Genomic DNA, 23,696 nt, shown 5'->3' with positions numbered 1-23,696 from the left:
GGGATGAGCATTGGGTGAACTCCGTTAGAGTCCGTGGTGCCCGCGTGAGGGGCCGACACTCCCCGGATCGCATTACCTCTAGGGTAATTGTGGACATTCCGGACGCTTGTGATACCTTTCACGAACAACGGACGACCACTCAACGTGACCAGCCGGAGCCCTCATGCACATCTCCGACACGCGGATGCTCCGCGGTGCCGCGATCCCGGCAGCCGCCGCCGGGGTGGGCGCCGTCCTCATCGGCCTGCTGACCGTCGGCGCCAAGGGCGCGACCGCCGCGGCGCTGGCCACCGTCGTTGTGATCGCCTTCTTCTCGCTCAGCGCCCTCGCGGTGTCCTGGGCGGCGAAGTACTCCGCGCAGACGATGATGCTCGCCGCCCTGGCCGGCTACACCGTCAAGATCCTCGCCGTGATGCTCCTGGTCAGCATCATGGACGAGGTCACGATCTGGAACACCAAGGTCTTCGGCTGGACGGTCATCGGCCTCGCGCTGCTGTGGATCGCCGCCGAGTTCCGCGTCGCGATGAAGCACAAGCTCTACATCGACGAGCCCCAGAACGTCCTGGACCGGAGTCCGTGATGACGCACTCACGGACGGTGCCGGCCTTCAAGGACTACTCCAATATGACCACCGCATGGGTGGCCTGCTATCGTCCGGAGCGCGATGAGCGAGCAGAAACGTCGGCCGGAGGACGGTCAACGGGAATTCGCCGATGCCGCATGGTCCGTACCCAGCTACCTCCTCTCCGGGATGATCATCTGGGGCGGTCTCGGGTGGCTGCTGTCCGAATGGACGGGCCAGGAGTGGCTGATCCCGGTCGGCGTGATCATCGGTGTCGGGCTCGCCGTCTACCTGGTCTACGTGAAGTACGGTCGCCACTCCCTCTGAGCGGCTCCGCCGCAGAGGAAGCAGCCGCCGAGGAAGTCTTTGTGAAACATCAACACAGTGATGAAGGGAACGCCGCGTGAACGCGCTGACGGTCCTCGCCTCCGAGGGGGCTGAGTTCCAGGCCCCTGGGACGGAGCTGTTCGAATTCCCGCCCCTCTTCGCCGGCGGCCCCGAGTGGCTCACCAAGCCGGTCTTCTTCGCGGTCTTCGGCTCGCTGGTCGTGTGCGTCTTCTTCTGGAGCGCGTTCGCCAAGCCCAAGCTGGTGCCGAAGGGCGTCCAGAACATCGGCGAGATCGGCTACATGTTCGTGCGGGACGAGATCGCCCGCCCGTTCCTCGGCCGCAACACTGAGCGGTGGATGCCGTTCCTCATGTCGGTGTTCTTCCTCGTCTGGGTCTGGAACATCTTCGCGGTCGTCCCGATCATCCAGTTCCCGGTCGCCTCGCACATCGCGTTCCCGGCCGTCCTGGCGCTGTCGGTCTACTTCATCAAGGTGTACCTGGGCATCAAGCACCAGGGCCCGGCGAAGTACTTCACGAACATGATCCCGCGCGGCCTGCCGCTGCCCGTCTACTTCCTGCTGGTGCCGATCGAGTACCTCTCGACGTTCATCATCGCGCCGTTCACCCACGCGGTCCGGCTCTTCGCCAACATGTTCGCCGGGCACATGATCCTGGCGTTCTTCAGCCTCGTCGGCTTCTGGTTCCTGTTCGAGAAGCCCACGGTCGCTGGGTTCGGCGTCGGCATCATCGGCGTGCTGGTGACCATCGCGATGACCGCGTTCGAGCTGCTGATCCAGTTCCTGCAGGCGTTCCTGTTCACGATGCTCGCCGCCATGTACATCCAGAGCGGCCTGCACGCGGACCACTGAGCCCCAAGGGCGGCGCCACGGGTACCGCCCGTACGCACAACCTCGTAAGCCCAGACCGGCGAACCTTTCGCCGGCCGACAGAAAAGGAATGAAGCAATGGGAGTCCTCGCCGAGGTCAGCGGTAACGTCACCTCGATCGGGTACGGCCTGGCCGCCATCGGCCCGGGCATCGGCGTCGGCATCATCTTCGGCCAGGGCGTGAACGCGATCGCCCGCCAGCCGGAGCTGACCGGTGTCATCCGCACCAACATGATGCTGGGCTTCGTCCTCACCGAGGCCCTCGCCCTGATCGGCCTGGTCGCGCCCTTCATCTTCCAGAGCATCTGACCAGGGCTCTCATCTGAGGAAGGGCTGCAGACATGATCAAAGCAGCGTCCGTCCTTGCGGCGGAGGAGAACAACCCTCTCATCCCGCACACGTTCGAGATGGTCGTCGGCATCTTCTCGTTCGCCATCGTGCTGGTCGTCGTCGGCCGGATGCTCGTCCCGCGTATCCAGAAGACGCTGGAAGAGCGCACCGAGGCGATCGAGGGCGGCCTGGAGCGGGCCGAGCAGGCGCAGAAAGAGGCCAAGCAGGTCCTCGCCGACTACAAGGCCCAGCAGAAGGCGGCGGCGGTCGAGGCGTCCAACGAGCGCCGCAAGGCCGAGGAGCAGGGCGCGCAGATCATCGCCCAGGCCAAGGAGCAGGCCCAGGTCGAGGCGCGCCGGATCGTCGAGAACGCCAAGGAGCAGATCGAGGCGGAGCGGCAGCAGGCGCTGCGGTCGCTGCGCGCCGAGATCGGCGCCCTGTCGGTCGAGCTGGCCGGACGGGTCGTGGGCGAGTCCCTTGAGGACAGCGCGCGGCAGAGCCGGGTCGTCGACCGGTTCCTCGAGGAGCTCGAGGAGCGCGCTCGCACGCAGGAGCAGATCACATCATGACCATCACGGGAGCGGTGAGCAGGGCGTCGCTGGCCGAGGCCAAGGAGCGGCTGGAGTCGGTGATCGACTCCGGTTCCGGCCTGGCCGAGCTCGGCGGCGACCTGTTCGCGGTGCTGCACCTGGTCGACCGCGAGCACGGCCTGCGGCGGGCGGTCTCCGACCCGTCGCGGGACGGTGCCGACAAGGCGCAGCTCGTCCGGATCCTGCTGGAGGGCAAGGTGTCGCCGGCCGCTCTCGGGCTGGTCGCCGACGTCGTCCGGCTGCGCTGGTCGAAGCCGTCGGAGCTGGCGGACGGGCTGGAGACCCTCGCGGTCACCGCCGAGGCCGCCCGCGCCGAGGCCGGGGGCAAGATCGACGACCTGGAGGACGAGCTGTTCCGGTTCTCCAGGGTCATCGAGCGCGAGCCCGAGCTGCGCGGCGCCCTCGCCGGGCGGGGGCTGCCGGACGACCGCAAGCTCAGCGTGGTCAACGCCCTGCTGGACGGCAAGGTCACCGCGTCGACCCTGACGCTGATCACCGAACTGGTGCTGCGCCCGCGAGGACGTAGCCTGGAGGGAGGGCTCGCCGAGTACGGCAAGCTCGTCGCCCAGCGCAGGCAGCGGCTGGTCGCGCTCGTGCGGACGCCCGCCGAGCTGCCGGAGGCGCAGCGCACCCGGCTCGCCGCGGTGCTCGCCGCCGCCTACGGCCACGACGTACACCTGAACATCGAGATCGACCCCACGGTGATCGGCGGACTGTCGATCGAGATCGGGGACGAGATCATCGACGGCACGATCGCCGGACGGCTGGACGACGTCCGCCGGCGGCTCGGTACCGGCTGAGGCCGGCAGAGCGGACTCTGAGGAGCAAGAGAGGAATCATGGCGGAGCTGACGATCCGTCCGGATGAGATCCGGAACGCGCTGGAGCGCTTCGTCCAGTCGTACGAGCCCGATGCCGCCGCGCGCGAAGAGGTCGGCACCGTCGTCGATTCCGGCGACGGCATCGCCCACATCGAGGGCCTGCCGTCCGCGATGGCGAACGAACTCCTCGAGTTCGAGGACGGCACCCGAGGCCTGGCTCTGAACCTGGACGTACGCGAGATCGGCGCCGTTGTCCTGGGTGACTTCAGCAAGATCGAGGAGGGCCAGAAGGCCCGCCGCACCGGCGAGGTCCTCTCGGTCCCCGTCGGCGACGGCTTCCTCGGCCGCGTCGTGGACGCGCTGGGCAACCCCCTGGACGGCAAGGGCCCGATCGAGAGCACCGAGCGCCGCGCGCTCGAACTGCAGGCCCCCACGGTCGTGCAGCGCCAGTCGGTCAGCGAGCCGCTGCAGACCGGCATCAAGGCGATCGACGCGATGACCCCGATCGGCCGCGGCCAGCGGCAGCTGATCATCGGTGACCGCCAGACGGGCAAGACGACCGTCTGCGTGGACACGATCATCAACCAGAAGGAGAACTGGGAGTCCGGCGACGAGAAGAAGCAGGTCCGCTGCATCTACGTCGCGATCGGGCAGAAGGGCTCCACGATCGCCAACGTCCGCCGCTCCCTGGAGGAGGCCGGCGCGCTGGAGTACACCACGATCGTGGCGGCGCCCGCGTCCGAGCCGGCGGGCTACAAGTACATCGCCCCCTACACCGGGTCCGCGATCGGCCAGCACTGGATGTACCAGGGCAAGCACGTCCTGATCATCTTCGACGACCTGTCGAAGCAGGCGGAGGCCTACCGCGCGGTGTCGCTGCTGCTGCGCCGCCCCCCGGGCCGCGAGGCGTACCCCGGTGACGTGTTCTACCTGCACTCGCGGCTGCTGGAGCGCTGCGCGAAGCTGTCGGACGACATGGGCGCCGGCTCGATGACCGGCCTGCCGATCATCGAGACCAAGGGCAACGACGTGTCGGCGTACATCCCGACGAACGTCATCTCCATCACCGACGGCCAGTGCTTCCTGGAGTCAGACCTGTTCAACCAGGGCGTCCGGCCCGCGATCAACGTCGGTATCTCGGTGTCCCGGGTCGGCGGCGACGCGCAGGTCAAGGCGATGAAGCAGGTCGCGGGTACGCTGCGGCTCGCGCTGTCGCAGTTCCGCGACCTGGAGGCGTTCGCGGCGTTCGCGTCCGACCTGGACGCCGCGTCCCGCGCCCAGCTGGACCGCGGCGCCCGCCTGGTCGAGCTGCTGAAGCAGCCGCAGGGCAGCCCGTTCCCGGTCGAGCAGGAGATCGTGTCGGTGTGGGCGGGCACGTCCGGCGAACTGGACGACGTCCCGGTCGCCGACATCCGCCGCTTCGAGCGCGAGTTCCTCGACTACATGGAGCGCGAGCACAGCGGCTTCCTGACCTCCCTCCGGGAGACCGGCAAGCTGTCGGACGACGGCCTCACCAGCCTCAAGAACGCCATCACGGAGTTCAAGAAGGGCTTCCAGACCAGCGAGGGCGAGATCCTGGCGGAGGAGCCCGTCGAGGCGATCGCGGACGAGGACGTCGAGCAGGAGACGATCACTCGCGTCAAGAAGGACTGACGACGATGGCCGCACAGCTTCGCCAGCTCAGGCAGCAGATCAAGACGGTCAAGTCGACCGCCAAGATCACGCGTGCCCAGGAGATGATCGCCACGTCGCGGATCGTCAAGGCCCAGCACGCGGTGGCGGCGTCCAAGCCGTACGCCGACCAGATCACGCAGGCCCTGACCGCGCTGGTGAGCCATCATGTGGGGATCGACCACCCGCTGCTCCAGGAGCAGCCGGCCGACACCCGCAGCGCGGTCCTGATCGTCACCAGCGATCGCGGGTTCTGCGGCGCCTACAACGCCAACGTGATCCGCGAGGCCGAGGCGCTGATCACGGCGCTGCGGGCCGAGGGCCGCGAGCCCGTCCCGTACGTCGTCGGCAACAAGGGCATCACCTGGTACCGGTTCCGGGACCGGGACGTCGCGCAGAGCTGGCACGGGTTCAGCGACCGTCCCGCGTTCGCGAACGCGGAGGAGATCGGCCGGCGGCTGACCGACGACTTCCTGAAGACGGACGCGGAGGGCGGCGTCGGTGAGATCCACGTGGTCTACACCGAGTTCGTCTCGATGCTGACGCAGGCGGTCCGGGTCACCCGGCTGATGCCGCTGGAGATCGAGGAGGCGTCGTCGGACAAGGTGCCGCCGGCGTACGAGTTCGAGCCGTCCGCGTCGGCCGCGCTCGACCTGCTCCTGCCCAACTACATCGAGAGCCGCATCTTCCACATGCTGCTGCAGTCGGCGGCGTCGTTCCAGGCGTCCGTCCGGCGGGCCATGAAGTCGGCGACCGACAATGCCAACGAACTGCTCGGGGTCTACACGCGCCAGATGAACCAGGCGCGGCAGGCCGCGATCACCCAGGAAATCAGCGAGATCGTCGGTGGCGCTGACGCGCTCGCCGAGTCTGGCGGGGAGTGATAATGACTGCTCAGGTAGAGACGGCGACCGCCACCGGGCGCGTCGCGCGTGTCATCGGCCCGGTCGTCGACGTGGAGTTCCCCGCCGACGCCATCCCGGACATCTACCAGGCGCTGCACGCGCAGGTGGCGCTGGGCGGCGAGGAGAAGACCCTGACGTTCGAGGTCGCGCAGCACCTCGGCGACAACATGGTCCGGGCGATCTCGATGCAGCCGACCGACGGCCTGGTCCGCGGCGCGCCGGTGACCGACACCGGCTCGTCGATCTCGGTGCCGGTCGGCGAGATCACCAAGGGGCACGTGTGGAACGCCCTCGGTGACGCGCTGGACGTCCCGACCGCGTCGCTGGAGATCAACGAGCGCTGGGGCATCCACCGCCGCGCGCCGGCCTTCGACCAGCTCGAGTCGAAGACGGAGATGCTGGAGACCGGCATCAAGGTCATCGACCTGCTGTGCCCGTACGTCAAGGGCGGCAAGATCGGCCTGTTCGGCGGCGCGGGCGTCGGCAAGACGGTGCTCATCCAGGAGATGATCCGCCGTGTCGCGCGCAACTTCGGTGGCACCTCGGTGTTCGCCGGTGTCGGCGAGCGCACCCGCGAGGGCAACGACCTCTGGGTGGAGATGGCGGAGGCGGACGTCCTCAAGGACACCGCGATGGTGTTCGGCCAGATGGACGAGCCGCCGGGCACCCGGCTGCGGGTCGCGCTGTCCGCGCTGACGATGGCGGAGTACTTCCGCGACGTCCAGGGCCAGGACGTGCTGCTGTTCATCGACAACATCTTCCGGTTCACGCAGGCCGGCTCGGAGGTGTCCACGCTGCTCGGACGCATGCCGTCCGCGGTGGGCTACCAGCCGACGCTGGCCGACGAGATGGGCGTGCTGCAGGAGCGGATCACCTCGACGCGCGGTCACTCGATCACCTCGATGCAGGCGATCTACGTGCCCGCCGACGACATCACCGACCCGGCGCCGCACACCACGTTCGCGCACCTGGACGCCACCACGACCCTGTCGCGCGGCATCTCGGAGAAGGGCATCTTCCCGGCGGTCGACCCGCTCGACTCCACCTCGCGGATCATGGACCCGCAGATCCTGGGGGAGGAGCACTACTCGGTCGCGCAGGAGGTGAAGCGGATCCTGCAGAAGTACAAGGAGCTGCAGGACATCATCGCGATCCTCGGCATCGACGAGCTGTCCGAGGAGGACAAGGTCACCGTCCAGCGGGCGCGGCGCATCGAGCGTTTCCTGTCGCACCCGATGTACGTGGCCGAGCAGTTCACCGGCCAGCCCGGCGAGACGGTGCCGAAGGACGAGACGATCGCCTCGTTCAAGGCGCTGGCCGAGGGCACGTACGACCACCTGCCCGAGCAGGCGTTCTTCATGTGCGGTGGCATCGAGGACGTCGAGCGCAAGGCCAAGGAGCTGGAGAAGTAGCCCGCCGGGGCCGCCCGTCCGCGGGCGGCCCCGCCGGCGACGGCTCCCGGTGGACTCGGAGGGAAACGTGGCAAACCTGAAGGTCGGGCTGGTCTCGCCGGAGCGCGAGATCTGGTCCGGCGAGGCCAGGATGGTGGTCGCGCAGACCATCGAGGGCTCGCTCGGCATCCTGCCGGGCCATGCCCCGGTGCTCGGCGTCCTCCTCGACGGCAGCGTGGTGAAGATCGAGCCCGCGGACGGCGGTGAGCCGATCACCGCGATGGTCGGCAGCGGCTTCTTCTCCGTCGCGGCGGACGAGGTGTCGGTGCTGGCCGAGCAGGCCGAGCTCGGCGACGAGATCGACGTCCCGGAGGCCAGGCGGGCGCTGGAGGACGCGCTCGCCGCCGAGGGCGAGGACGCGACGCCGGAGCGGCGTGCCCGGGCGCGGCTGCGCGCCGCGGGCATCGAGGCTTAGGCCCCGGCGGACTGCGGACGGCGGGGGATTTGGGCGAGCACCTGGCGCGGGATGCGGGCGGGGTGCTCGCCGCGTTCGTCCTGGTGCTCGCGCTGCTGTACGTGGCGATGGCGGTGCGGCGGCGGCTGTTCGTCCGCGGCGGCGGCACCGTGGAGTGCAGCCTGCGCGAGCTGTCCCCGGAGGGCGGAGCCCCGGGAGTGTGGCGGCTCGGCATCGGCCGCTACAAGGGCGATGTCCTGCACTGGCACCGCGTGTTCGGTTTCCGTACCAGGCCCCGGCGGGTGATTCACCGCCGGGGCCTCGTCGTGTCCAACCGCCGCAGTCCGGACGCGGAGGAGGCGGAGGGCCTGCTGCCGGACGTGAGCATCATCGAGGTCAGGGACGGCGACCTGACGGTGGAGCTGGCGATGGGCGCGGCGGCGCTGACGGGGTTCCTCGCCTGGCTGGAGGCGGCGCCCCCGGGCTTCCCCGTGGAGCTGCACCCCCCTGAGTGACCCGGCCCTTGCCGGGGAGCGGGTCGCCTTGGGCAGGGATTGGTAAGGGGAAGGTATGGAATTGGCGTGACGGGCGCGCCGCCGTTGGCGGCCGGTGCGCCGCGGGTGAGGATCGCTGCTGGTCAGCTCCGTCCCGTCCCGTCCGCAGGAGTGCACGTGCGCAAGCTGCTCACCGGCGCCGCCGTGGCGTTGCCCCTCGCCGTTCTGCCCGCCGCCCTCATTCCCGCCGGGTCCCCGGCGCTGGGCGCCGCGCCGCCCCGGCCCGACCTGGCGGGCCTCGTCACGCTGAAGGACGTCGAGGCGCACCTCAAGGCGTTCCAGGAGATCGCCGACTACAACGGCGGCAACCGCGCGTCGGGCGGCGCCGGGTACGACGTGTCGGTGCGGTACGTCGCCGGGCGGCTGCGGAAGGCCGGTCTCACGCCGAAGATCCAGAAGTTCGACTACCCGTTCTGGCGGGAGCGGTCGCGCGCGGTGCTGGCGCGGACGGCGCCGTCGAAGGCGTCCTACCGGCTGGGCAGGGACTTCGCCACGCTCGCCTACTCCGGGTCCGGGACGGTGACGGCGCGCGTGATCGCCGTGGACGTCCCGCCGCGGGGCGAGGGGACGAGCGGCTGCGAGAAGGCCGACTTCAAGGGCTTCAAGCGCGGCTCGATCGCGCTCGTCCAGCGCGGGACCTGCACGTTCGCCGCCAAGGCCGCGAACGCGCGGGCGGCGGGCGCGTCCGCCGTGGTGATCTACAACAAGCCCGGCGAGAAGGGGCTGCTGAACGGCACGGTGAACAAGCCCGCCGGGATCCCGGTCGTCGGCACGTCCCGGACGGCCGGCGTGGCGCTGGCCAAGGCGGCGCGGACCGGCGGGCTCGCGCTGCGGGTGCGGACCGACACCGTCCACGGGAAGCGGCGCTCGTCCAACGTCATCGCCGACACCGGACACGGCCGCGCCGACAACGTGGTGCTGCTCGGCGCGCACCTCGACAGCGTCCCGGCCGGGGCGGGGATCAACGACAACGCCACCGGTTCGGCCGCGCTCCTCGCCATCGCCGCGAAGATCAACCGCCTCGGCAAGGACGGGCTGCGCAACCGGGTCCGGTTCGCCTGGTGGGGCGCGGAGGAGGAGGGCCTGCGCGGCTCCACGCACTACGTGAAGTCGCTGCCGCGCGCCGACCGGGAGAAGATCGCGGTGGCCCTCAACTTCGACATGCTCGGCTCGCGCAACGGCACCCGCGGCGTCTACGACGGCGACCACTCCACCCGCGCCGGGACGCGCGCGCCCGCCGGATCGGGCGCGATCGAGAAGATGTTCCGCGACTACTTCGCGAGCCGCCGCCTCCCGACCACCGAGCACGTGTTCAGCGGACGCTCCGACTACGGCCCGTTCATCGAGGCCGGGATCCCGTCCGGCGGGATGGCCACCGGCGCGGACGGCGTCAAGACCGCCGCCGAGGCCAAGGCGTTCGGCGGCCGGGCCGGCCAGGTGTACGACCCGTGCTACCACGCCAAGTGCGACCGGCTGAAGAACGTCAACCGCAAGCTCCTCGGCACCAACACCGACGGCATCGCGCACGTCACGCAGCACCTGGCCCGCACGACCGTCGCCGTGAACGGCGGGGCCCGCCTGACCGTGGGCGTCACCTCGGCCGGCGCTCCCGCCTGGCAGGGCCCGTACAGCCTCCGCTAGCGCGCGCGGGCCGGCGGGCTCGGGCCGGGGAGCGGCTCAGGCGGGGGAGACGGTGACGCTGCCGTTGGCGCTGCGGAGCTGGATCCGGTGCCGCGAGTCCGAGTCCTGGTGGACGGCCGAGTCGATCCGCTCGGCGCCGTTGGAGCTGGACACGCTGATGGCGTAGCCCTCGCTGGTCGGGACGCGGACGTGCACCGACCCGTTGTCGCTGGTGGCGTGGACGTTCGCGGGCGGCGTGGTGAGCCGCAGGTCGATGCCGCCGTCGCTGGTCTCGGCGGTGATGCGGTCGGTGGTCAGGCCGCCCGCGTCGATCGAGCCGTTGGCGGTGCGGACGTCGGCGACGGTGGCGCGGCCGCTGAGCTTGATGCTCCCGTCGTCGGTGCGGGCGGTCAGCCTGTCGGCGGTGAGGCCGGTGGCGTTGATGGACCCGTTGTCGCTGTTCAGGTCGGCGGTCGTGGCGCGTCCGGTGACGTGGATCGAGCCGTCGTCCGAGCTGATCGACGCCGACGTCGCGCGCAGATCGGTCACCTTCATCGAGCCGTTGTCGCTGTGCAGCTTCACGGCCCCGGTGAGCCCGGACGCGACGACCGACCCGTCGGCGTTGTCGACGTCCACGGCCATGTCGCGCGGAACCTCGACGCGGTAGGTGACCCCGCACCTGGTGTATCCGATCGTCGCCCTGGCGCACTTGGCCGACAGCGAGAGCGTGTCGCCCTCGATGGTGTGCCGCGCCTCCGGCTTGTTCTTGTCGTTGGACCAGCGCAGCCGTTCCCGCACCTTCACGGTGGGGGAGTCGGACGCCGTGAGCTCCAGCCGGCTGCCGTTCGACTTGATCTTCAACGCGGTGATGCCGGCGGGCGCGGAGTAGGAGCGGTCCTCCTGATGCGTGCCGAAGGTCAGGTTGCCGCAGCCGGCCAGCGTCGCCGCGGCGGCGGCCGTCACGACGGCGGTGATCGTCAGGGTCCTCACGTGGTCACTCCTGTTGTCGCTGTGCGCCCGAAGAAGCCGTGCGCCGGTATGGGAACAAGCCTGCTCCGTGCAGGGCGGCGTCACCAGGAGGGGAACCGGTCTTCCAGGGGTGGGGCTAACCCCACCCCTGCTTTCTTGTGGGGGGACGACCCCCCACACCCCCGAAAAAGAGGGTCAGCGCTCGCCGCCGGGCTTCCAGAGCACGTCGCCGTGGTCGGCGTTGGCGATGCGGCACAGGATGAACAGCAGGTCGGACAGCCGGTTGAGGTAGCGCGCCGTCAGCGGGTTCACGCCGCCCACCGGCGCCTCAGGGTCGCCTTCCGCGGCGGTGCCGTGCGCCTCGACGGCCGCCCACGCGGTGCGTTCGGCGCGGCGGCAGACCGTCCGCGCGACGTGCAGCAGCGCCGCGCCGGGCGTCCCGCCCGGGAGGATGAAGCTGCGCAGCGGAGCGAGGGCCTCGTTGTGCTCGTCGCAGGCCGCCTCCAGCCGGTCGATGTAGGACGCGTCGACCCGCAGCGGCGGGTACTTCGGGTCGGGGACGACCGGCGCGCACAGGTCGGCGCCCACGTCGAACAGGTCGTTCTGGACGACCCTCAGCAGCGCGACGAGATCGTCCGGCAGGCCGCCGAGCGCGACGGCCGCGCCGATCGCGGCGTTGGCCTCCTCGACGTCGGCGTAGGCGGCGAGCCGCGGGTCGGTCTTGCGGGTCCGGGACGCGTCGCCCAGCGCGGTGGTGCCGTCGTCGCCCGTCCTGGTGTAGATCCGCGACAGGACGACGGGGTTGTCCCTGTTCTTCACCATGTCGAGCAGCCTAGCCCTGCGGCCCCGCCGAACGGGCTTCTGGTGCCAGAAGCCCGTTCGGTAGGGTGCGAGAAATACCCCGGAGGCGCCGTGTACGACTACATCATCGTGGGAGCGGGCAGCGCGGGCTGCGTTCTCGCCGCCAGACTGACCGAGGATCCCTCGGTGAAGGTCCTCCTGCTGGAGGCCGGGCCGCCCGACCGCGCTCCCGAGATCCACATCCCGGCCGCCGCGGCCACGATGTTCAAGGGCCCCTACGACTGGGACTACGCCACCGTCCCGCAGGAGCACGCCGCCGGGCGCAGCGTGTACTGGCCGCGGGGCCGCACGCTCGGCGGGAGCTCGTCCACCAACGCGATGATCTACATCCGCGGGGCCCGGTACGACTACGACACCTGGCGCGACTCCTACGGCTGCGACGGCTGGGGCTACGAGGACTTGCTGCCCTACTTCCGCCGCGCCGAGGACCAGCAGCGCGGCGAGATCCCCTACCACGGCGTCGGCGGCCCCCTCCGCGTCGAGGACCTGCGCTACAAGCACCCGCTGACCCGCGCGTGGGTGCAGTCGGCCAAGGCGTACGGCCTCGCCCCGAACCCCGACTTCAACGGCGCCGACCAGGACGGCGTCGGCTTCTACCAGGTCACGCACAAGCGCGGCCGCCGCTGGTCCACCGCGGCGGGCTACCTGCACCCGGTCTCGAACCGCCCGAACCTCACGATCGTCACCGACGCGCTCGCGACCCGCGTGCTGTTCGAGGGCCGCCGCGCGATCGGCGTCCGGTACGAGGCGCGCGGCGAGAGCCTGTCCGACCGCGCCGAGGCGGAGGTCATCCTGGCGGGCGGCGCGGTGAACAGCCCGCAGCTCCTCATGCTCTCCGGGATCGGGCCCGCCGACCACCTGCGCTCGCTGGGCATCGACGTCCTGGCCGACTCCCCGGTCGGGCAGCGCCTCCAAGACCACCCGTTCGTGAACGTCATGGTCGCCACGCCCCGGGCCAAGGCCCTGTGGGAGCTGGCGAACAGGCGGTCTCTCGGCATCTACCAGGCGTTCGCGCGCGGCCCCTACGCCTCCAACATCGCCGAGGCGGGCGGGTTCGTCCGGACGGTCGACGGCCTGCCCGCACCCGACCTGCAGTACCACGTCCTGCCGTCGCCGTTCGTCAACCAGGGCCTCACCGAGTCGCACGAGCGGCTCCTGTCGGTCCTCGTCACCGCGGTCGCCGTCACCGGGCGGGGGTCGATCACGCTCCGGTCCGCGAACCCGCACGCCAAACCGCTGATCGACCCGGCCTACCTCGCCGACAAGGCCGACCTGGACATCCTGGTCGCGGGCATCCGCCAGGCCCGCGAGATCGCCGCGTCCGGGCCGCTGGCGTCGCTGACCGCCGGGGAGTGGGCGCCCGGCGAGCAGGCCGACACCGACGAGGCCCTCGTCGACTTCGTCCGCCGCGAGGTCGCGACCCTCTTCCACCCGACGAGCACCTGCGCGATGGGCGCGGACGACGCCGTCTGCGATCCCGAGCTGCGCGTCCGCGGCGTCGAGGGCCTGCGCGTGGTGGACGCCTCCGTCATGCCGGCCGTCCCGCGCGGCAACACCAACGCCCCCACCATCGCGATCGCCGAACGCGCCGCCGACCTCATCCGCGGCCGCACCCCCCTGAAGCCCGCCAACGCCGGGAAATGAGAAACGCCCTCGTCCGGCTGGCCGCGCGTTGTAGAACCACAGCAGAATCACAAGCCCCTGCCATTGCGGGACGCGCGCACTACTTTCGTCGCCCCGCCGGAGGCGAAGGCCGAGCGCTGCCTGCGGACGGTGATCCCGCGCGGAGGGCGGAGTGAAGGTGATCTTGAGCGGGTAAAATGGGGGGCGCAGTTTCCATTCGGTCCCCTTAGGAGGCATGACCTTGGAGTTACGCGCACCACGTAATGCGGCGGTCATCGCGGCCGCCGCGGCGGCGCTCGCGGCGGCTGCCGTCGCGACCACCGTCGACGATGGCGACGCCCGGCAGGACTCCGTGGCCGGTGTCGCGACGCCGGATCACATGGCGCTGGCCACCCCGGATCACATGAGGATCGCGACGCCCGATCACATGGAGATGTGAGGCGGGCGCGGGCGCGGTGAGTGCCGAGACCGTCATCGGCCGGGTCGCGGAGACCGCCCGGCGGCTGGTCGGCTACTGGGAGCGGAACCCCGGCGGTGTTCGCCTGCCCGGATGGCACGCGCCCTTCCGTCCGCTCGGCGACCTGCTGCCCGCGCGGGACGTCGAGTTCGCCGAGCGGAACCCCCAGATGGTGCCCCTGCTGTGGTATCCGGCCCTGAGCACGGGGCCGGACACCCGGCGGGTCATCGACGTCCTCGACCATCTGCCGGTGGACCATGACGCCGCCTCGGCGATGATCCGGAGGCAGGAACTGTCCCGGATCTACAGTTGGGCGATCGCGTCCCGGACGGCTCTGGACTGGCTCGGCGACCGGCTCGCGGGCCGCGGCCTGCTGGAAGTCGGGGCGGGCAGCGGGTACTGGGCGTCGCTTCTGCGGGCGCAGGGCGCCGACGTCCTGGCGACCGACTCGGCGACGGACCGCAACGGCTACACCGACCGGTTCCGCTTCACCGACGTCCAGGCCGCTACGGCGGCGGAGGCGGCGCGGTGCCATCCGGACCGTGTCCTGGCCGTCATCTGGCCGCCCCATCGGGAACCGATGGCGGCGGAGGCACTGGCCGCCTACCAGGGGTCCGGCCTCGTCTACATCGGGGGTCGCCGGGGCGGGCTCTGCGCCGAGCGCTCGTTCTTCGACGCGCTGGCCGAGCACTGGCGCCCGGTCTCCCGATGCCCTCTCACGCTGCGCTGGCTCGGGTATGACGATCAGGCGACGTTCTACGTCCGGCGGGCGTCCTGAGCACAAAGTGAAGCGCCCCCGTCCGTCCGGACGGGGGCGCGTGGCTGGGCGTACAGGCCGGGGGCGTCACCGCTTCAGGGCCTTCGCGATGCGGACGCGGCGGGCCTTCTTGGCCTCGTTGCGCAGCACCGTTACGCGGTCGCTGATGATGATGTTGCTGAAGTCCGGGCGGATCATCTCGATCTCCTTGTGTCCTGCCGGACCCTCTCGGCCCGACATCTACAAGGTTCGTCCTAAGGCCCCGGGCCCCACATCGGGATGACGCCTTATCTCCGCGCCTTAGCCCGCCTTAGATCCGCATACGGGCGCCGCGTCCCGGCTTAGGCGACCTCCACGAAACCTAGGCGGTCGTAGAGGCGGCGGGCACGGCGGTTGCGGCGGGTCACCGCGAGGGTGAGGGTGTCGTGGCCCTGCTCGGCGAGGGCGTGCATGACGGCCTGGATCAGCCCTCGTCCCAGCCCGTGGCCCGCGTGGGACTGCGCGACGAACAGGAACGCCAGGAGCGGGACGTCCCTGTAGAGGGTCACGAGGGCCCCGGCCACGGGACGCCCATCATGCTCGGCGACGAACGACGCGTCGCGCAGGAACGTCCCGTACTCGCCGTCCAGCGTGAGCCGCACCTCGCGTGCCGCGCCCTTGAGGTCTCCTACGTCGGCCTCGTCGGGAGTGCCACGGTAGGCGTCCCACAGGAGGGCGGCGAGCGTGGCGGTGTCGGCGTCCTCGAAGGGGCGGAAGCCGGGCGGCGGCGGGGGTGCCCCGTCCAGGGCCACCTGGAGCCGGCTGCGTACGGGTGCGCCGGAGGCCATGGTCCCGTCAGCGCTTGTAGCGGCGGCCGTGGACCAGGTTGATCATGTCGAGGAGGCGGGCCATCTCCTTCTCGCTGCGCCCGAACGAGGTCAGGTTCATGGTCGAGAACCGCTGCCGGGTGATCGCCTTCGGGCGGGTGAACTCGCGCAGGCCGTCCGCGCCGTGGACGCGGCCGAACCCCGACTCGCCGACCCCGCCGAACGGCAGCGCCGCGACCGGGGCGAACGCGGCGAACGCGTTGATGGACGTCATCCCGGACCGCATCCGGCGGGCGGCGTCCAGGGCGCGGGACCTGTCCCCGGAGAAGATCGTCCCGGCGAGGCCGTAGGCGGTCCTGTTCGCCTTCTCGACCGCCTCGTCGAGGTCCTTGACGCGGTGGACGGTGATCGTCGGCCCGAACGTCTCCTCGCAGACGGCGGACGAGTCGTCCGGCACGTCGGTCAGCACCACCGGCTCCACGTACGGCTTGCGCACCGACTCCGCGCCGCCGACGACGGCCTTGCCGCCCCTGTCGAGCGCGTCCTTGATGTGGCGCTCGATGACGTCGAGCTGGCCGGGCATCGTGATCGGCCCGTAGGCGGCCTCGCGGTCGAAGCCGGGACGCAGGTCGCGGGCCTTCTCGGTGAGCTTGCCGAGGAACCTGTCGTACGCCTCGTCCACCACGTAGATCCGCTCGATGCCGATGCAGGTCTGCCCGGCGTTGGACATGGCGCCCCACAGCGCGGCGTCGGCGGCGGCGTCGAGGTCGGCGTCGGCATCGACGATGCAGGCGTCCTTGCCGCCGCACTCGGCGACGATCGGGGTGAGGTTCTCGGCGCAGGCGGCCATGACGCGCTTCGCGGTCCGGGTCGAGCCGGTGAAGGCGATCTTGTCGACGCCGGGGGAGGACGCGAGCGCCGCGCCCGTCTCGCCCAGCCCCGTGACCGTCTGCAGGACGGGATGCTCCGGCACGACCGCGCCGACCAGGTCGGCGAGGAGCGCGCCGACGCCCGGGGTGAACTCCGACGGCTTGAACACCACGGTGTTGCCCGCGGCCAGCGCGTACGCGATCGAGCCCATCGGGGTGAAGATCGGGTAGTTCCACGGGCCGATCACGCCGACGACGCCGAGCGGCTGGTACTCCAGCACGCACTTCTGGTTGATCGCCATGATCCCCGGGTAGACGCCGCGCGGCCCCAGCACCTTCTGGGCGTTGCGCGCCGCCCAGTCCAGATGCGTGATCGCCATGATCGTCTCAAGCTGGGCGTCCTGCAGCGGCTTGCCGGTCTCCTGGTGGATCAGCTCGGCCATCCGGTTGAGGTTCCGGGTGAGCGAGCCCTTGACGTTCAGCAGCCGGAGCCTGCGCTCCTTCCAGCCGAGGGCGCGCCACCATCCGGCGGCCTCCCGGGCGCGCCCGACGGCCGCGGCGACGGCGGCGGCGTCATGGACGGGGTGCTCGGCGACGACCTCGCCGGTGGCCGGGTTCAGCGACGCGAACGTCTCGGTGCTCTCCGTGGCCACGGACATGAGGAACCTCCCGGGAGGGGCCGTGTAAGTGCCTGCTTGCACGAGGGTACTCGTTAGTAAACCACCCTAGGCCCACGCACGGGCGGCCGACCTGCCCCGGAGCCCCTAGAGGTAGTCCTCCCACCACTGGAACAGCGAGTGCCCGACCTGGATCGGCAGCTCGCCGAGGCCCAGCACGCCGGTGATGTTGAAGATCAGGTCGAAGAACGCCTCGTTGATCGGGTCCAGCCACAGCAGGGCGATCAGGACGAGGAAGGCGTAGCCGCCGTAGGAGCCGAGCTGGTCCGCCCAGCGGCGCGGCAGGTAGGGCTCGATGATCCCGAAGCCGTCCAGGCCCGGAAGCGGCAGCAGGTTCAAGATCGCGGCCGTGACCTGCAAGAACGCCAGGAACGCCACGCCCAGCCAGAAGACGCCGTGGTCCTGGTGGGCGAAGTTCTTGTACAGGACGGCGAGCATCACCGCGAACATCGCGTTCGACAGCGGCCCCGCCGCCGAGATCAGGCTGTGCCTGATCCGGCCCGGGATCACATGCCGGTCGATCCAGACGGCGCCGCCGGGCAGGCCGATCCCGCCGAGCAGGATGAACACCACCGGGATCACGAAGCTGAGCAGCATGTCGGAGTACTTCAGCGGGTTCAGCGTCAGGTAGCCCTTGGCGACGACGCCGCGGTCGCCCGACCGGTACGCCATGTAGGCGTGCCCGAACTCGTGCAGGCACAGCGACAGCACCCACGCCGACAGGACGAACCCGAACAGCGCGACCCGCGCCGCCGTGGTCGGGTTCTCCCCGTACCGCCAGGCGACCAGGCCGCACAGGACGGTCGCCGCGACGATCGCGAGGAACACCGGGCTCGGCCGGACCGCCGCGGCACCCCGCGTCCCGTGCGTGGTTCCCCTCATCGTTCCCGGCCCCTCTCGCCGCGCCGGCCGCCCGGCGTCCCGTCCAGCCTGATCTTCGCCGCCATGTCGGAAGCTACCGTCTCGCCGTGGTCATGGCGCCGCGATGACCGGAACGACATAGGTGCGCAGGAAGCGGCGCAGCCCGTCGGCGTCCCGGTCACGGTCCATGACGATCAGCGAGGTGATGATGCGGAAGAGGAACTCGACCGTCCCCTCCACGTCGATGTCGGCCCTGAGCGTCCGCTGCCGCTGCGCACGCTCGAAGTGCGGCCGGACGTACTCGCAGCACAGCGCGAGCACGTGCTCGGCCGCGCCCGCCACCGCCGCCTGCATGTGCCCCGCCGCCTCCGGCGCCAGGAAGTGCGCGACGGCGGGCTCGCGCCGGACGTACTCGACCGCGTCCAGCGTGCCCTCCACGATCGCCTCCGACACCGACCGCTCACCGCGCAGCCGCTCGGCGAGCTGGTCGAGGAAGCGGCGCAGGTCGCGCATCAGCACGGCCAGGATCAGCTCGTCCCGCCCGCCGGTGACGCACCGGTACACGGTGGCCCGGGACAGGTTCGCCGCGGCGGCGATGTCCTCGACCGTCGTCTTGGCGACGCCGAAGCGGCCGAAACACTCTTCGGCGGCGTCGATGATCCGCTCGCGTGTCGCATCGGCGGTGACCGGGGGCATGCCTGAAGATTACCGGCCGCCCGCCGCGATACCGCTCTTACGCGATGCCGCTCTCAGTCGAGCGTGTACTCCAGCGCCCAGGTGTGCCCGCCGTCCTCGGTGACGCTGATCTGCCCGAGACCGCGGATGCCCGCCAGCTCGCCCGTCCCGGACGTCGGCACGATCAGCCACCGCATCCACTGCGTGTCCGGGGTGCCGTCCTCGCTGCCCGCGCTGTGCTGCAGGACGAACGTCCCCTCCCGCCCGTGCAGGATGCCCTGGACGCTCTCGATCCCCACGTAGGCGACGGGCCCGGCGGCGGACTCCACGGTGATCAGCTCGCTGCTGCTCGTCCCGACGAGATCGCCGTGGAACGTCTTCCCGACCTGCACCCGGGTCAGCTTGGTCCCGTCCTGCTCGTCATAGGGCTTCTCGGCGTCCCACGAGTCGATGTCGAAGGTGCCACTCGCTTGAAACGTCATGCCCGCAGTATTCACCCAGGGGGGCGACCCCCTGGAACCCCCGTCACGGTCGGCGGACCGTTTCCCGAGCCGCTGGCGCGTCTCGTGAAACGGCCCCTCGACCGGCGGGTCGTGCGACCTCCGGCGCGGGGCGCCTCCGGCCGCACGACCCGTAACCCCGGCTGGGTCAGAACGGCGTTGGCTGGGGTTAGAACAGGGTGCCTTCGTGTTCGATGCCGCGGAGGGCGTCGTAGTCGAGGGTGACGCAGTCGATGCCGCGGTCGGTGGCGAGGACGCGGGCCTGCGGCTTGATCTCCTGGGCCGCGAACACGCCGCGGACGGGCGCGAGGTGCGGGTCGCGGTTGAGGAGCTCCAGGTAGCGGGTGAGCTGCTCGACGCCGTCGATCTCGCCGCGCCGCTTGATCTCGATGGCGACGGTGGCGCTGTCGGCGTCCCGGCAGAGGATGTCGACCGGGCCGATCGCGGTGGGGAACTCGCGGCGGATCAGCGTCCAGCCGTCCCCGAGCGTGGTGATGTGCTCGGCGAGCAGCTCCTGGAGGTGCGCCTCGACGCCGTCCTTCTGCAGGCCCGGGTCGATGCCCAGCTCGTGGCTGGTGTCGTGCAGGAACTCCTCGATGGTGAGGATGAGCCGCTCGCCCGACTTGCCGTGCGTGACCGTCCAGCGGGCGACGGCGCCGTTCTCCTCGTGCGGCTCCTCGCGCAGCGAGCAGGGCGGGTTCATCCAGTTGAGGGGCTTGTAGGCGCGGTCGTCGGCATGGATGCTGACGCTCCCGTCCGCCTTGATCAGGATCAGGCGGAGTGCCATCGGCAGGTGGGCGGTGAGCTTGCCGGCGTAGTCGACGCTGCAGCGGGCGATAACGAGACGCACGGCGACCCACCCTAGTGCGGCCGGGCGGCTAAGACGCCCGGACGCCCGATATAAGGCGTCGTGCCGATGTGGGGCCGGGGGCCTTAGGACGAGTCTCTTAACTGCGGGGCCGCGCCGGTCGGCCCCCTGGTAGGGACTGGGAGGGGTCGTGTTCCATCACGAGATCATGCGGTCGGTCATGCGGGAGCGGGCCCGTGAGCTGCGGGCGGAGGCGCGGGCCGTGCGGGCCGGACGGACGGCGCGCCGTGCCCGCGAGTACTGGGCCGAGCGCGCCGAGCGGGTGGCCGCCGCCCGTCCGGTGCGGCGGCGGCCGTCCGGCCACGGCGCCGCGCAGGCGCGCTGAGCGCGTCTCGGCTAGCGGGGGCGGCCGGGACGCGCATAGCGGAATGAAAACCTTTGTCAACCCTGGAAATCTTCCGGAGGCGTGATTAGCGTCGGTGGCATCCGACGAAAGGACCCCCGCAATGTCCCTTGATGTGACCCCGGAACTTCTGGAGACGGCGAAGCACGGCGAGGTCGGCGACGCGGAGTTCGTCGAATGCATCAAGACGTCCCTCCCGTACGCGTGGGACATGGTCAGCGGCCTGGTGGCCCGGCTGCAGGTGGATGGCGGCGAGTTCGCCGACAACCAGACGCCGCCGCCGGACGAGCAGGCCCGCGGCCAGCTGCTCCGGGTGCTCGCGAGCGACTCGATGCGCGGCGCGCTGGAGCGCTACTTCGGTGTCAGGCTGGCCTTCCAGAACTGCCACCGGCTGGCCGTCTTCCCGGACGGCGGCTCCGACGCCTACCGCACGTTCGTGACCCCCCGCGAGCAGATCCTCAACCAGTCGCCCGAACTGCGCGACTGCTGACCCTCCGGCGCGGCGCGCCGGATCCACCGGCGCGCCGCCCGCCCAGCTCCCGGGCGTGCCGCGCGTCAGCTCCGGGGGCGTCGCGCGTCCGCAACCGGGCGCGCCGCGCCCAGCTCCCGGGCGCGGTTCCGCGCAGGCCTCCGCGGCGCGACGCGCGGTCAGGACCCTGGGACGGCAGAGCGGACCTTCGGCAGCACGTCCGCGCCGAGCCGGGCGATGTTCTCCAGCGTGGCCCGCCGGGACCCGGCGGCCTCGACCATCAGGATCAGATGCCGGATGCCGGTGCGTTCGACGGTGGTCACCAGCGACTCTACGCAGTCGTCCGGCGAACCCACGGCATGGAGCTCGCACATGAGCCGCGTGTAGCCGACCGGATCGCGCGGCGGCCGCGGACGGTCGTCCACGGTGACGTATCCCTCCAGGCCAGGGCCGAGCCAGCGCGGCATCTCCGCCATGACCGTCTTGACGGCCTCCTCGCGCGTGTCGGCGACCTGCGCCACGTGGGTGGAGATGTGCGGGGCGTCCGGCCGTCCGTGGCGGGCGACGGCCGCGGCCTTCTCGTCCGGCCCGGCGTGCATGCCCAGCAGCATCGGCAGTCCCCGCTCCGCGGCCAGCGCCTCCGTTGCGGGGGACGTGCACGCGACCGTCACCGGTGGTGGCACAAGCGCGCGCGGGACGACCGGCACCTCGCGGAAACCGAACCGCTCACCGGCCCACGCGAGCCTCTCGGAGCGCAGCCATGCCAGGAGCAGGTCCAGTGATTCGGCGAAGCCGTGTTCGTATCGGTCGAGCCCGGTGCCGAAGACCTCCAGGTCGCGCCACGGGCCGCCGCGCCCGACGCCCAGGCGGAACCGGCCGCCGGACAGCAGCGACAGCATCGCCGCCTGCTCGGCCAGCGCCACCGGATGCTGGGTGGACAGCACGCTGACCGCCGTCCCGACGTCGATCCGGGCGGTGGCGGCCAGGAGGTGCCCGGCGAGGACGGTCCCCGACGGGACGACCCCGTACGACATGAAGTGGTGTTCCGCGAGCCACACGTCGTCGAACCCGGCCCGTTCGGCGGCGAGCGCCGCCTCGACGGTGCGGGAGAGGGCTGCGGCGTCGTCCTGGCCGGGGAAGCGGGTGGCGAGGAGGAAGATTCCGAGGCGCACGTCCCTGTCGTACCCGGCATCGTGGACGCCTGCGCGCTCTGGGAGACTGCCGTCCATGACTGGTCGTTCGTTCAGCAGGGTCGGGGTCGTCGGACTGGGCACGATGGGCGCGGGCATCGCCGAGGTGCTGGCACGCGGCGGCCTCGCCGTCGTCGGCGTCGAGGTGGACCGGGACGCGCTGGAACGCGGGCGCGGGCACCTGGAATCCTCGACCGGACGGGCCGTCAAGCGCGGCCGCCTCACCGCCGAGGCCCAGCAGGAGATCCTCGGCCGGGTCGCGCTCACGACCGACTTCGCCGACCTGGGCGACTGCGACCTGGTCATCGAGGCCGTCCCGGAACGGCTCGACCTGAAACGCAGGGTCTTCGCCGAGCTCGACCGGGTCTGCCGCGCCGATGCCGTCCTCGCCACGAACACCTCCTCGCTCCCGGTCACCGACATCGCGGCCGGGACGAGCCGCCCCTCCCAGGTCGTCGGTGTGCACTTCTTCAACCCGGCGCCGGTGATGAAGCTCGTCGAGGTGATCGCGACCGTCCTGACCGAGCCGGACGCCGTCACCGGCGTCGCCGAGCTGGTCAAGGGCCTCGGCAAGACCCCGGTGACGATCGGGGACCGCGCCGGGTTCGTCGCAAATCGGCTGCTTTTCGGCTATCTCAACGGTGCGGCGGCGATGCTGGAGTCCGGGCACGCCACCCGCGACGACATCGACACCGCGATGAAGACCGGCGCCGGGCTGCCGATGGGCCCGTTCACCCTCATGGACCTGATCGGCCTCGACACCTGCCTCCAGGTGCTGGACGCGATCTACGCCGAGTCCCGCGACCGCCGCCACGCCGCCTCCCCGCTGCTCCGCGAGCTCGTCACCGCCGGGCTGCTCGGCCGCAAGACCGGCCGCGGCTTCTACGCCTACGACGGCGTCGAGCAGGCCAAGCCGGATGCTCCGGACGGCCCGCGCCCGGTCGTCGGGATCGTCGGCGTCGGCCCGCTCGCGGACGCGATCGCCGCCCTGTGCGACCGGGCGGGCACCCAGGTCCGCGACTCCGCCGCCGAACTGGCCGGCTGCGACCTGGTCGTCGAGGCCGCGGAGGACGCCGAGGCCGGGCGGGCGCTGCTGTCCGCCGCCGCCCAGGCCGTCAAGCCGGGCACGGTGCTCGCCGTCACCTCCGTGGACGGCTCGGTGATCCGGCAGGCCATGGCGACCGGACGTCCCGCCGACGTCGTCGGGCTGCACCTGCCCGACCCGGCGGCCCCGCTCGCCGAGATCGCCGCGACGGTCGCGACCGCCCCCGACGTCGCGGGCCGGGCCGCCGAGCTCGCCGGGCGCCTCGGCCTCACCGTCGTCCGCTGCCGCGACCGCGCCGGGTTCATCGTGGACGCGCTCCGCTTCCCGTACCTGAACGACGCCGCCGCGATGCTCGGCGCCGGATACGCCGACGCCGACTCGATCGACGCCGCGATGACGCTCGGCTGCGGCTACCCGACCGGCCCGATCGCCGACCTCGACCGCCTCGGCCCGGACCGCGCGGTCACCGTCCTGAACGCCCTCCACGCCGAGACCCGCGACCCCGCGCTCGCACCCACACCGCTCCTCGTGGAGCACGCCACCGCGGGCCGCCCGTTGCGCTGAATATCCTCGAAGCATGAGCCCCCGGAAGAATCGCCGCGCCGTCTCCGGC

The 23,696-nt window shown here is 71.1% G+C and carries 27 protein-coding genes; 18 read left to right on the top strand and 9 right to left on the bottom strand.

All coding sequences use genetic code 11. The features are described 5' to 3' along the window. Nucleotides 1-163 precede the first annotated feature (163 nt). The 12 genes from E1264_RS20955 to E1264_RS20900 all read left to right on the top strand — a co-directional run bounded on the left by E1264_RS20955 (nt 164) and on the right by E1264_RS20900 (nt 10,134). Entirely contained in the window at nt 164-580 is a 417-nt protein-coding gene (locus E1264_RS20955; protein WP_132176057.1) for a hypothetical protein, read from the top strand. Nucleotides 581-664: 84 nt separating this feature from the next. Next, a complete protein-coding gene (locus E1264_RS20950) occupies nt 665-889 on the top strand; it encodes an AtpZ/AtpI family protein (RefSeq protein WP_132176055.1) in 225 nt (74 codons plus the stop codon). Between the two features lie 76 nt (nt 890-965). Then, entirely contained in the window at nt 966-1,760 is a 795-nt protein-coding gene (gene atpB, locus E1264_RS20945) for a F0F1 ATP synthase subunit A (RefSeq protein WP_132176053.1), read from the top strand. Between the two features lie 96 nt (nt 1,761-1,856). After that, nucleotides 1,857-2,087 (top strand): ATP synthase F0 subunit C, encoded by a 231-nt coding sequence (gene atpE, locus E1264_RS20940; RefSeq protein WP_132176051.1) that lies wholly within the window; start codon nt 1,857-1,859, stop codon nt 2,085-2,087. A 32-nt stretch (nt 2,088-2,119) separates the two neighbouring features. Further along, on the top strand, nt 2,120-2,677 hold the full coding sequence (locus tag E1264_RS20935; protein ID WP_132176049.1) for a F0F1 ATP synthase subunit B: 558 nt from the start codon (nt 2,120-2,122) through the stop codon (nt 2,675-2,677). Then, nucleotides 2,674-3,498, top strand: a complete 825-nt coding sequence (locus tag E1264_RS20930; protein ID WP_132176047.1) for a F0F1 ATP synthase subunit delta — start codon at nt 2,674-2,676, stop codon at nt 3,496-3,498. The genes E1264_RS20935 and E1264_RS20930 overlap by 4 nt, the downstream gene beginning before the upstream one ends. 38 nt (nt 3,499-3,536) lie before the next feature. After that, nucleotides 3,537-5,171 (top strand): F0F1 ATP synthase subunit alpha, encoded by a 1,635-nt coding sequence (atpA, locus tag E1264_RS20925; protein WP_132176045.1) that lies wholly within the window; start codon nt 3,537-3,539, stop codon nt 5,169-5,171. 5 nt (nt 5,172-5,176) lie between these two features. Next, a complete protein-coding gene (locus E1264_RS20920; RefSeq protein WP_132176043.1) occupies nt 5,177-6,073 on the top strand; it encodes a F0F1 ATP synthase subunit gamma in 897 nt (298 codons plus the stop codon). A gap of 2 nt (nt 6,074-6,075) precedes the next feature. Continuing rightward, on the top strand, nt 6,076-7,506 hold the full coding sequence (gene atpD / locus E1264_RS20915) for a F0F1 ATP synthase subunit beta (protein ID WP_132176041.1): 1,431 nt from the start codon (nt 6,076-6,078) through the stop codon (nt 7,504-7,506). Between the two features lie 67 nt (nt 7,507-7,573). Then, nucleotides 7,574-7,960 carry a F0F1 ATP synthase subunit epsilon gene (locus E1264_RS20910; RefSeq protein WP_132176039.1) on the top strand — a complete coding sequence of 129 codons (387 nt, stop codon included), beginning with the start codon at nt 7,574-7,576 and terminating at the stop codon, nt 7,958-7,960. A 29-nt stretch (nt 7,961-7,989) separates the two neighbouring features. Continuing rightward, on the top strand, nt 7,990-8,454 hold the full coding sequence (locus E1264_RS20905; protein ID WP_132176037.1) for a DUF2550 domain-containing protein: 465 nt from the start codon (nt 7,990-7,992) through the stop codon (nt 8,452-8,454). Between the two features lie 156 nt (nt 8,455-8,610). Next, on the top strand, nt 8,611-10,134 hold the full coding sequence (locus E1264_RS20900) for a M28 family peptidase (RefSeq protein ID WP_132176035.1): 1,524 nt from the start codon (nt 8,611-8,613) through the stop codon (nt 10,132-10,134). Between the two features lie 36 nt (nt 10,135-10,170). Here the strand turns inward: E1264_RS20900 and E1264_RS20895 are convergent, their stop codons facing one another. Then, nucleotides 10,171-11,103 (bottom strand): DUF4097 family beta strand repeat-containing protein, encoded by a 933-nt coding sequence (locus E1264_RS20895; RefSeq protein WP_165964277.1) that lies wholly within the window; start codon nt 11,101-11,103, stop codon nt 10,171-10,173. 174 nt (nt 11,104-11,277) lie between these two features. Further along, the gene (locus E1264_RS20890; RefSeq protein WP_132176031.1) at nt 11,278-11,904 is read right to left on the bottom strand and encodes a cob(I)yrinic acid a,c-diamide adenosyltransferase; all 627 of its coding nucleotides are present in this window, start codon (nt 11,902-11,904) and stop codon (nt 11,278-11,280) included. Nucleotides 11,905-11,994: 90 nt separating this feature from the next. On the opposite strand from E1264_RS20890, the gene E1264_RS20885 reads away from it, so the two are divergent. From E1264_RS20885 to E1264_RS20875, 3 genes are all read left to right on the top strand, one after another. Beyond that, nucleotides 11,995-13,587 carry a GMC family oxidoreductase N-terminal domain-containing protein gene (locus tag E1264_RS20885; RefSeq protein ID WP_132176029.1) on the top strand — a complete coding sequence of 531 codons (1,593 nt, stop codon included), beginning with the start codon at nt 11,995-11,997 and terminating at the stop codon, nt 13,585-13,587. A gap of 220 nt (nt 13,588-13,807) precedes the next feature. Then, nucleotides 13,808-14,005 (top strand): hypothetical protein, encoded by a 198-nt coding sequence (locus E1264_RS20880; protein ID WP_132176027.1) that lies wholly within the window; start codon nt 13,808-13,810, stop codon nt 14,003-14,005. 16 nt (nt 14,006-14,021) lie between these two features. Then, entirely contained in the window at nt 14,022-14,801 is a 780-nt protein-coding gene (locus tag E1264_RS20875) for a hypothetical protein (RefSeq protein WP_132176025.1), read from the top strand. Nucleotides 14,802-15,121: 320 nt separating this feature from the next. Here E1264_RS20875 and E1264_RS20870 read toward each other — a convergent pair whose 3' ends face one another. From E1264_RS20870 to nucS, 6 genes are all read right to left on the bottom strand, one after another. Further along, nucleotides 15,122-15,607 carry a GNAT family N-acetyltransferase gene (locus E1264_RS20870; RefSeq protein WP_132176023.1) on the bottom strand — a complete coding sequence of 162 codons (486 nt, stop codon included), beginning with the start codon at nt 15,605-15,607 and terminating at the stop codon, nt 15,122-15,124. A 7-nt stretch (nt 15,608-15,614) separates the two neighbouring features. Beyond that, nucleotides 15,615-17,114 carry an aldehyde dehydrogenase family protein gene (locus E1264_RS20865; protein ID WP_132176021.1) on the bottom strand — a complete coding sequence of 500 codons (1,500 nt, stop codon included), beginning with the start codon at nt 17,112-17,114 and terminating at the stop codon, nt 15,615-15,617. 105 nt (nt 17,115-17,219) lie between these two features. Further along, complete coding sequence (locus tag E1264_RS20860) at nt 17,220-18,014, bottom strand: site-2 protease family protein (RefSeq protein WP_132176019.1); 795 nt, start codon at nt 18,012-18,014, stop codon at nt 17,220-17,222. 90 nt (nt 18,015-18,104) lie between these two features. Further along, the gene (locus E1264_RS20855; protein ID WP_132176017.1) at nt 18,105-18,689 is read right to left on the bottom strand and encodes a TetR/AcrR family transcriptional regulator; all 585 of its coding nucleotides are present in this window, start codon (nt 18,687-18,689) and stop codon (nt 18,105-18,107) included. Between the two features lie 53 nt (nt 18,690-18,742). Beyond that, complete coding sequence (locus tag E1264_RS20850) at nt 18,743-19,150, bottom strand: DUF3224 domain-containing protein (RefSeq protein WP_132176015.1); 408 nt, start codon at nt 19,148-19,150, stop codon at nt 18,743-18,745. Nucleotides 19,151-19,337: 187 nt separating this feature from the next. Next, nucleotides 19,338-20,018: an endonuclease NucS gene (gene nucS, locus E1264_RS20845; RefSeq protein WP_132176013.1), complete on the bottom strand. Its 681-nt coding sequence runs from the start codon at nt 20,016-20,018 to the stop codon at nt 19,338-19,340. Nucleotides 20,019-20,166: 148 nt separating this feature from the next. Here nucS and E1264_RS20840 point away from each other — a divergent pair, with 148 nt between their 5' ends. Together E1264_RS20840 and E1264_RS20835 are read left to right on the top strand one after the other, a co-directional pair. Further along, the gene (locus E1264_RS20840) at nt 20,167-20,361 is read left to right on the top strand and encodes a hypothetical protein (protein ID WP_132176011.1); all 195 of its coding nucleotides are present in this window, start codon (nt 20,167-20,169) and stop codon (nt 20,359-20,361) included. 121 nt (nt 20,362-20,482) lie between these two features. After that, nucleotides 20,483-20,869 carry an SCO5389 family protein gene (locus E1264_RS20835; protein WP_132176009.1) on the top strand — a complete coding sequence of 129 codons (387 nt, stop codon included), beginning with the start codon at nt 20,483-20,485 and terminating at the stop codon, nt 20,867-20,869. A 158-nt stretch (nt 20,870-21,027) separates the two neighbouring features. On the opposite strand, the gene E1264_RS20830 is transcribed toward E1264_RS20835, so the two are convergent. Further along, nucleotides 21,028-22,020 carry an LLM class flavin-dependent oxidoreductase gene (locus E1264_RS20830; RefSeq protein WP_132176059.1) on the bottom strand — a complete coding sequence of 331 codons (993 nt, stop codon included), beginning with the start codon at nt 22,018-22,020 and terminating at the stop codon, nt 21,028-21,030. 55 nt (nt 22,021-22,075) lie between these two features. Between E1264_RS20830 and E1264_RS20825 the strand changes: the two genes are divergently transcribed. Further along, nucleotides 22,076-23,647 carry a 3-hydroxybutyryl-CoA dehydrogenase gene (locus tag E1264_RS20825; protein WP_132176007.1) on the top strand — a complete coding sequence of 524 codons (1,572 nt, stop codon included), beginning with the start codon at nt 22,076-22,078 and terminating at the stop codon, nt 23,645-23,647. Nucleotides 23,648-23,696 lie beyond the last annotated feature (49 nt).

The organism is Actinomadura sp. KC216 (assembly GCF_004348535.1).
Lineage (GTDB): Bacteria > Actinomycetota > Actinomycetes > Streptosporangiales > Streptosporangiaceae > Spirillospora.
This window is presented reverse-complemented; position numbering and strand designations above follow the sequence as displayed.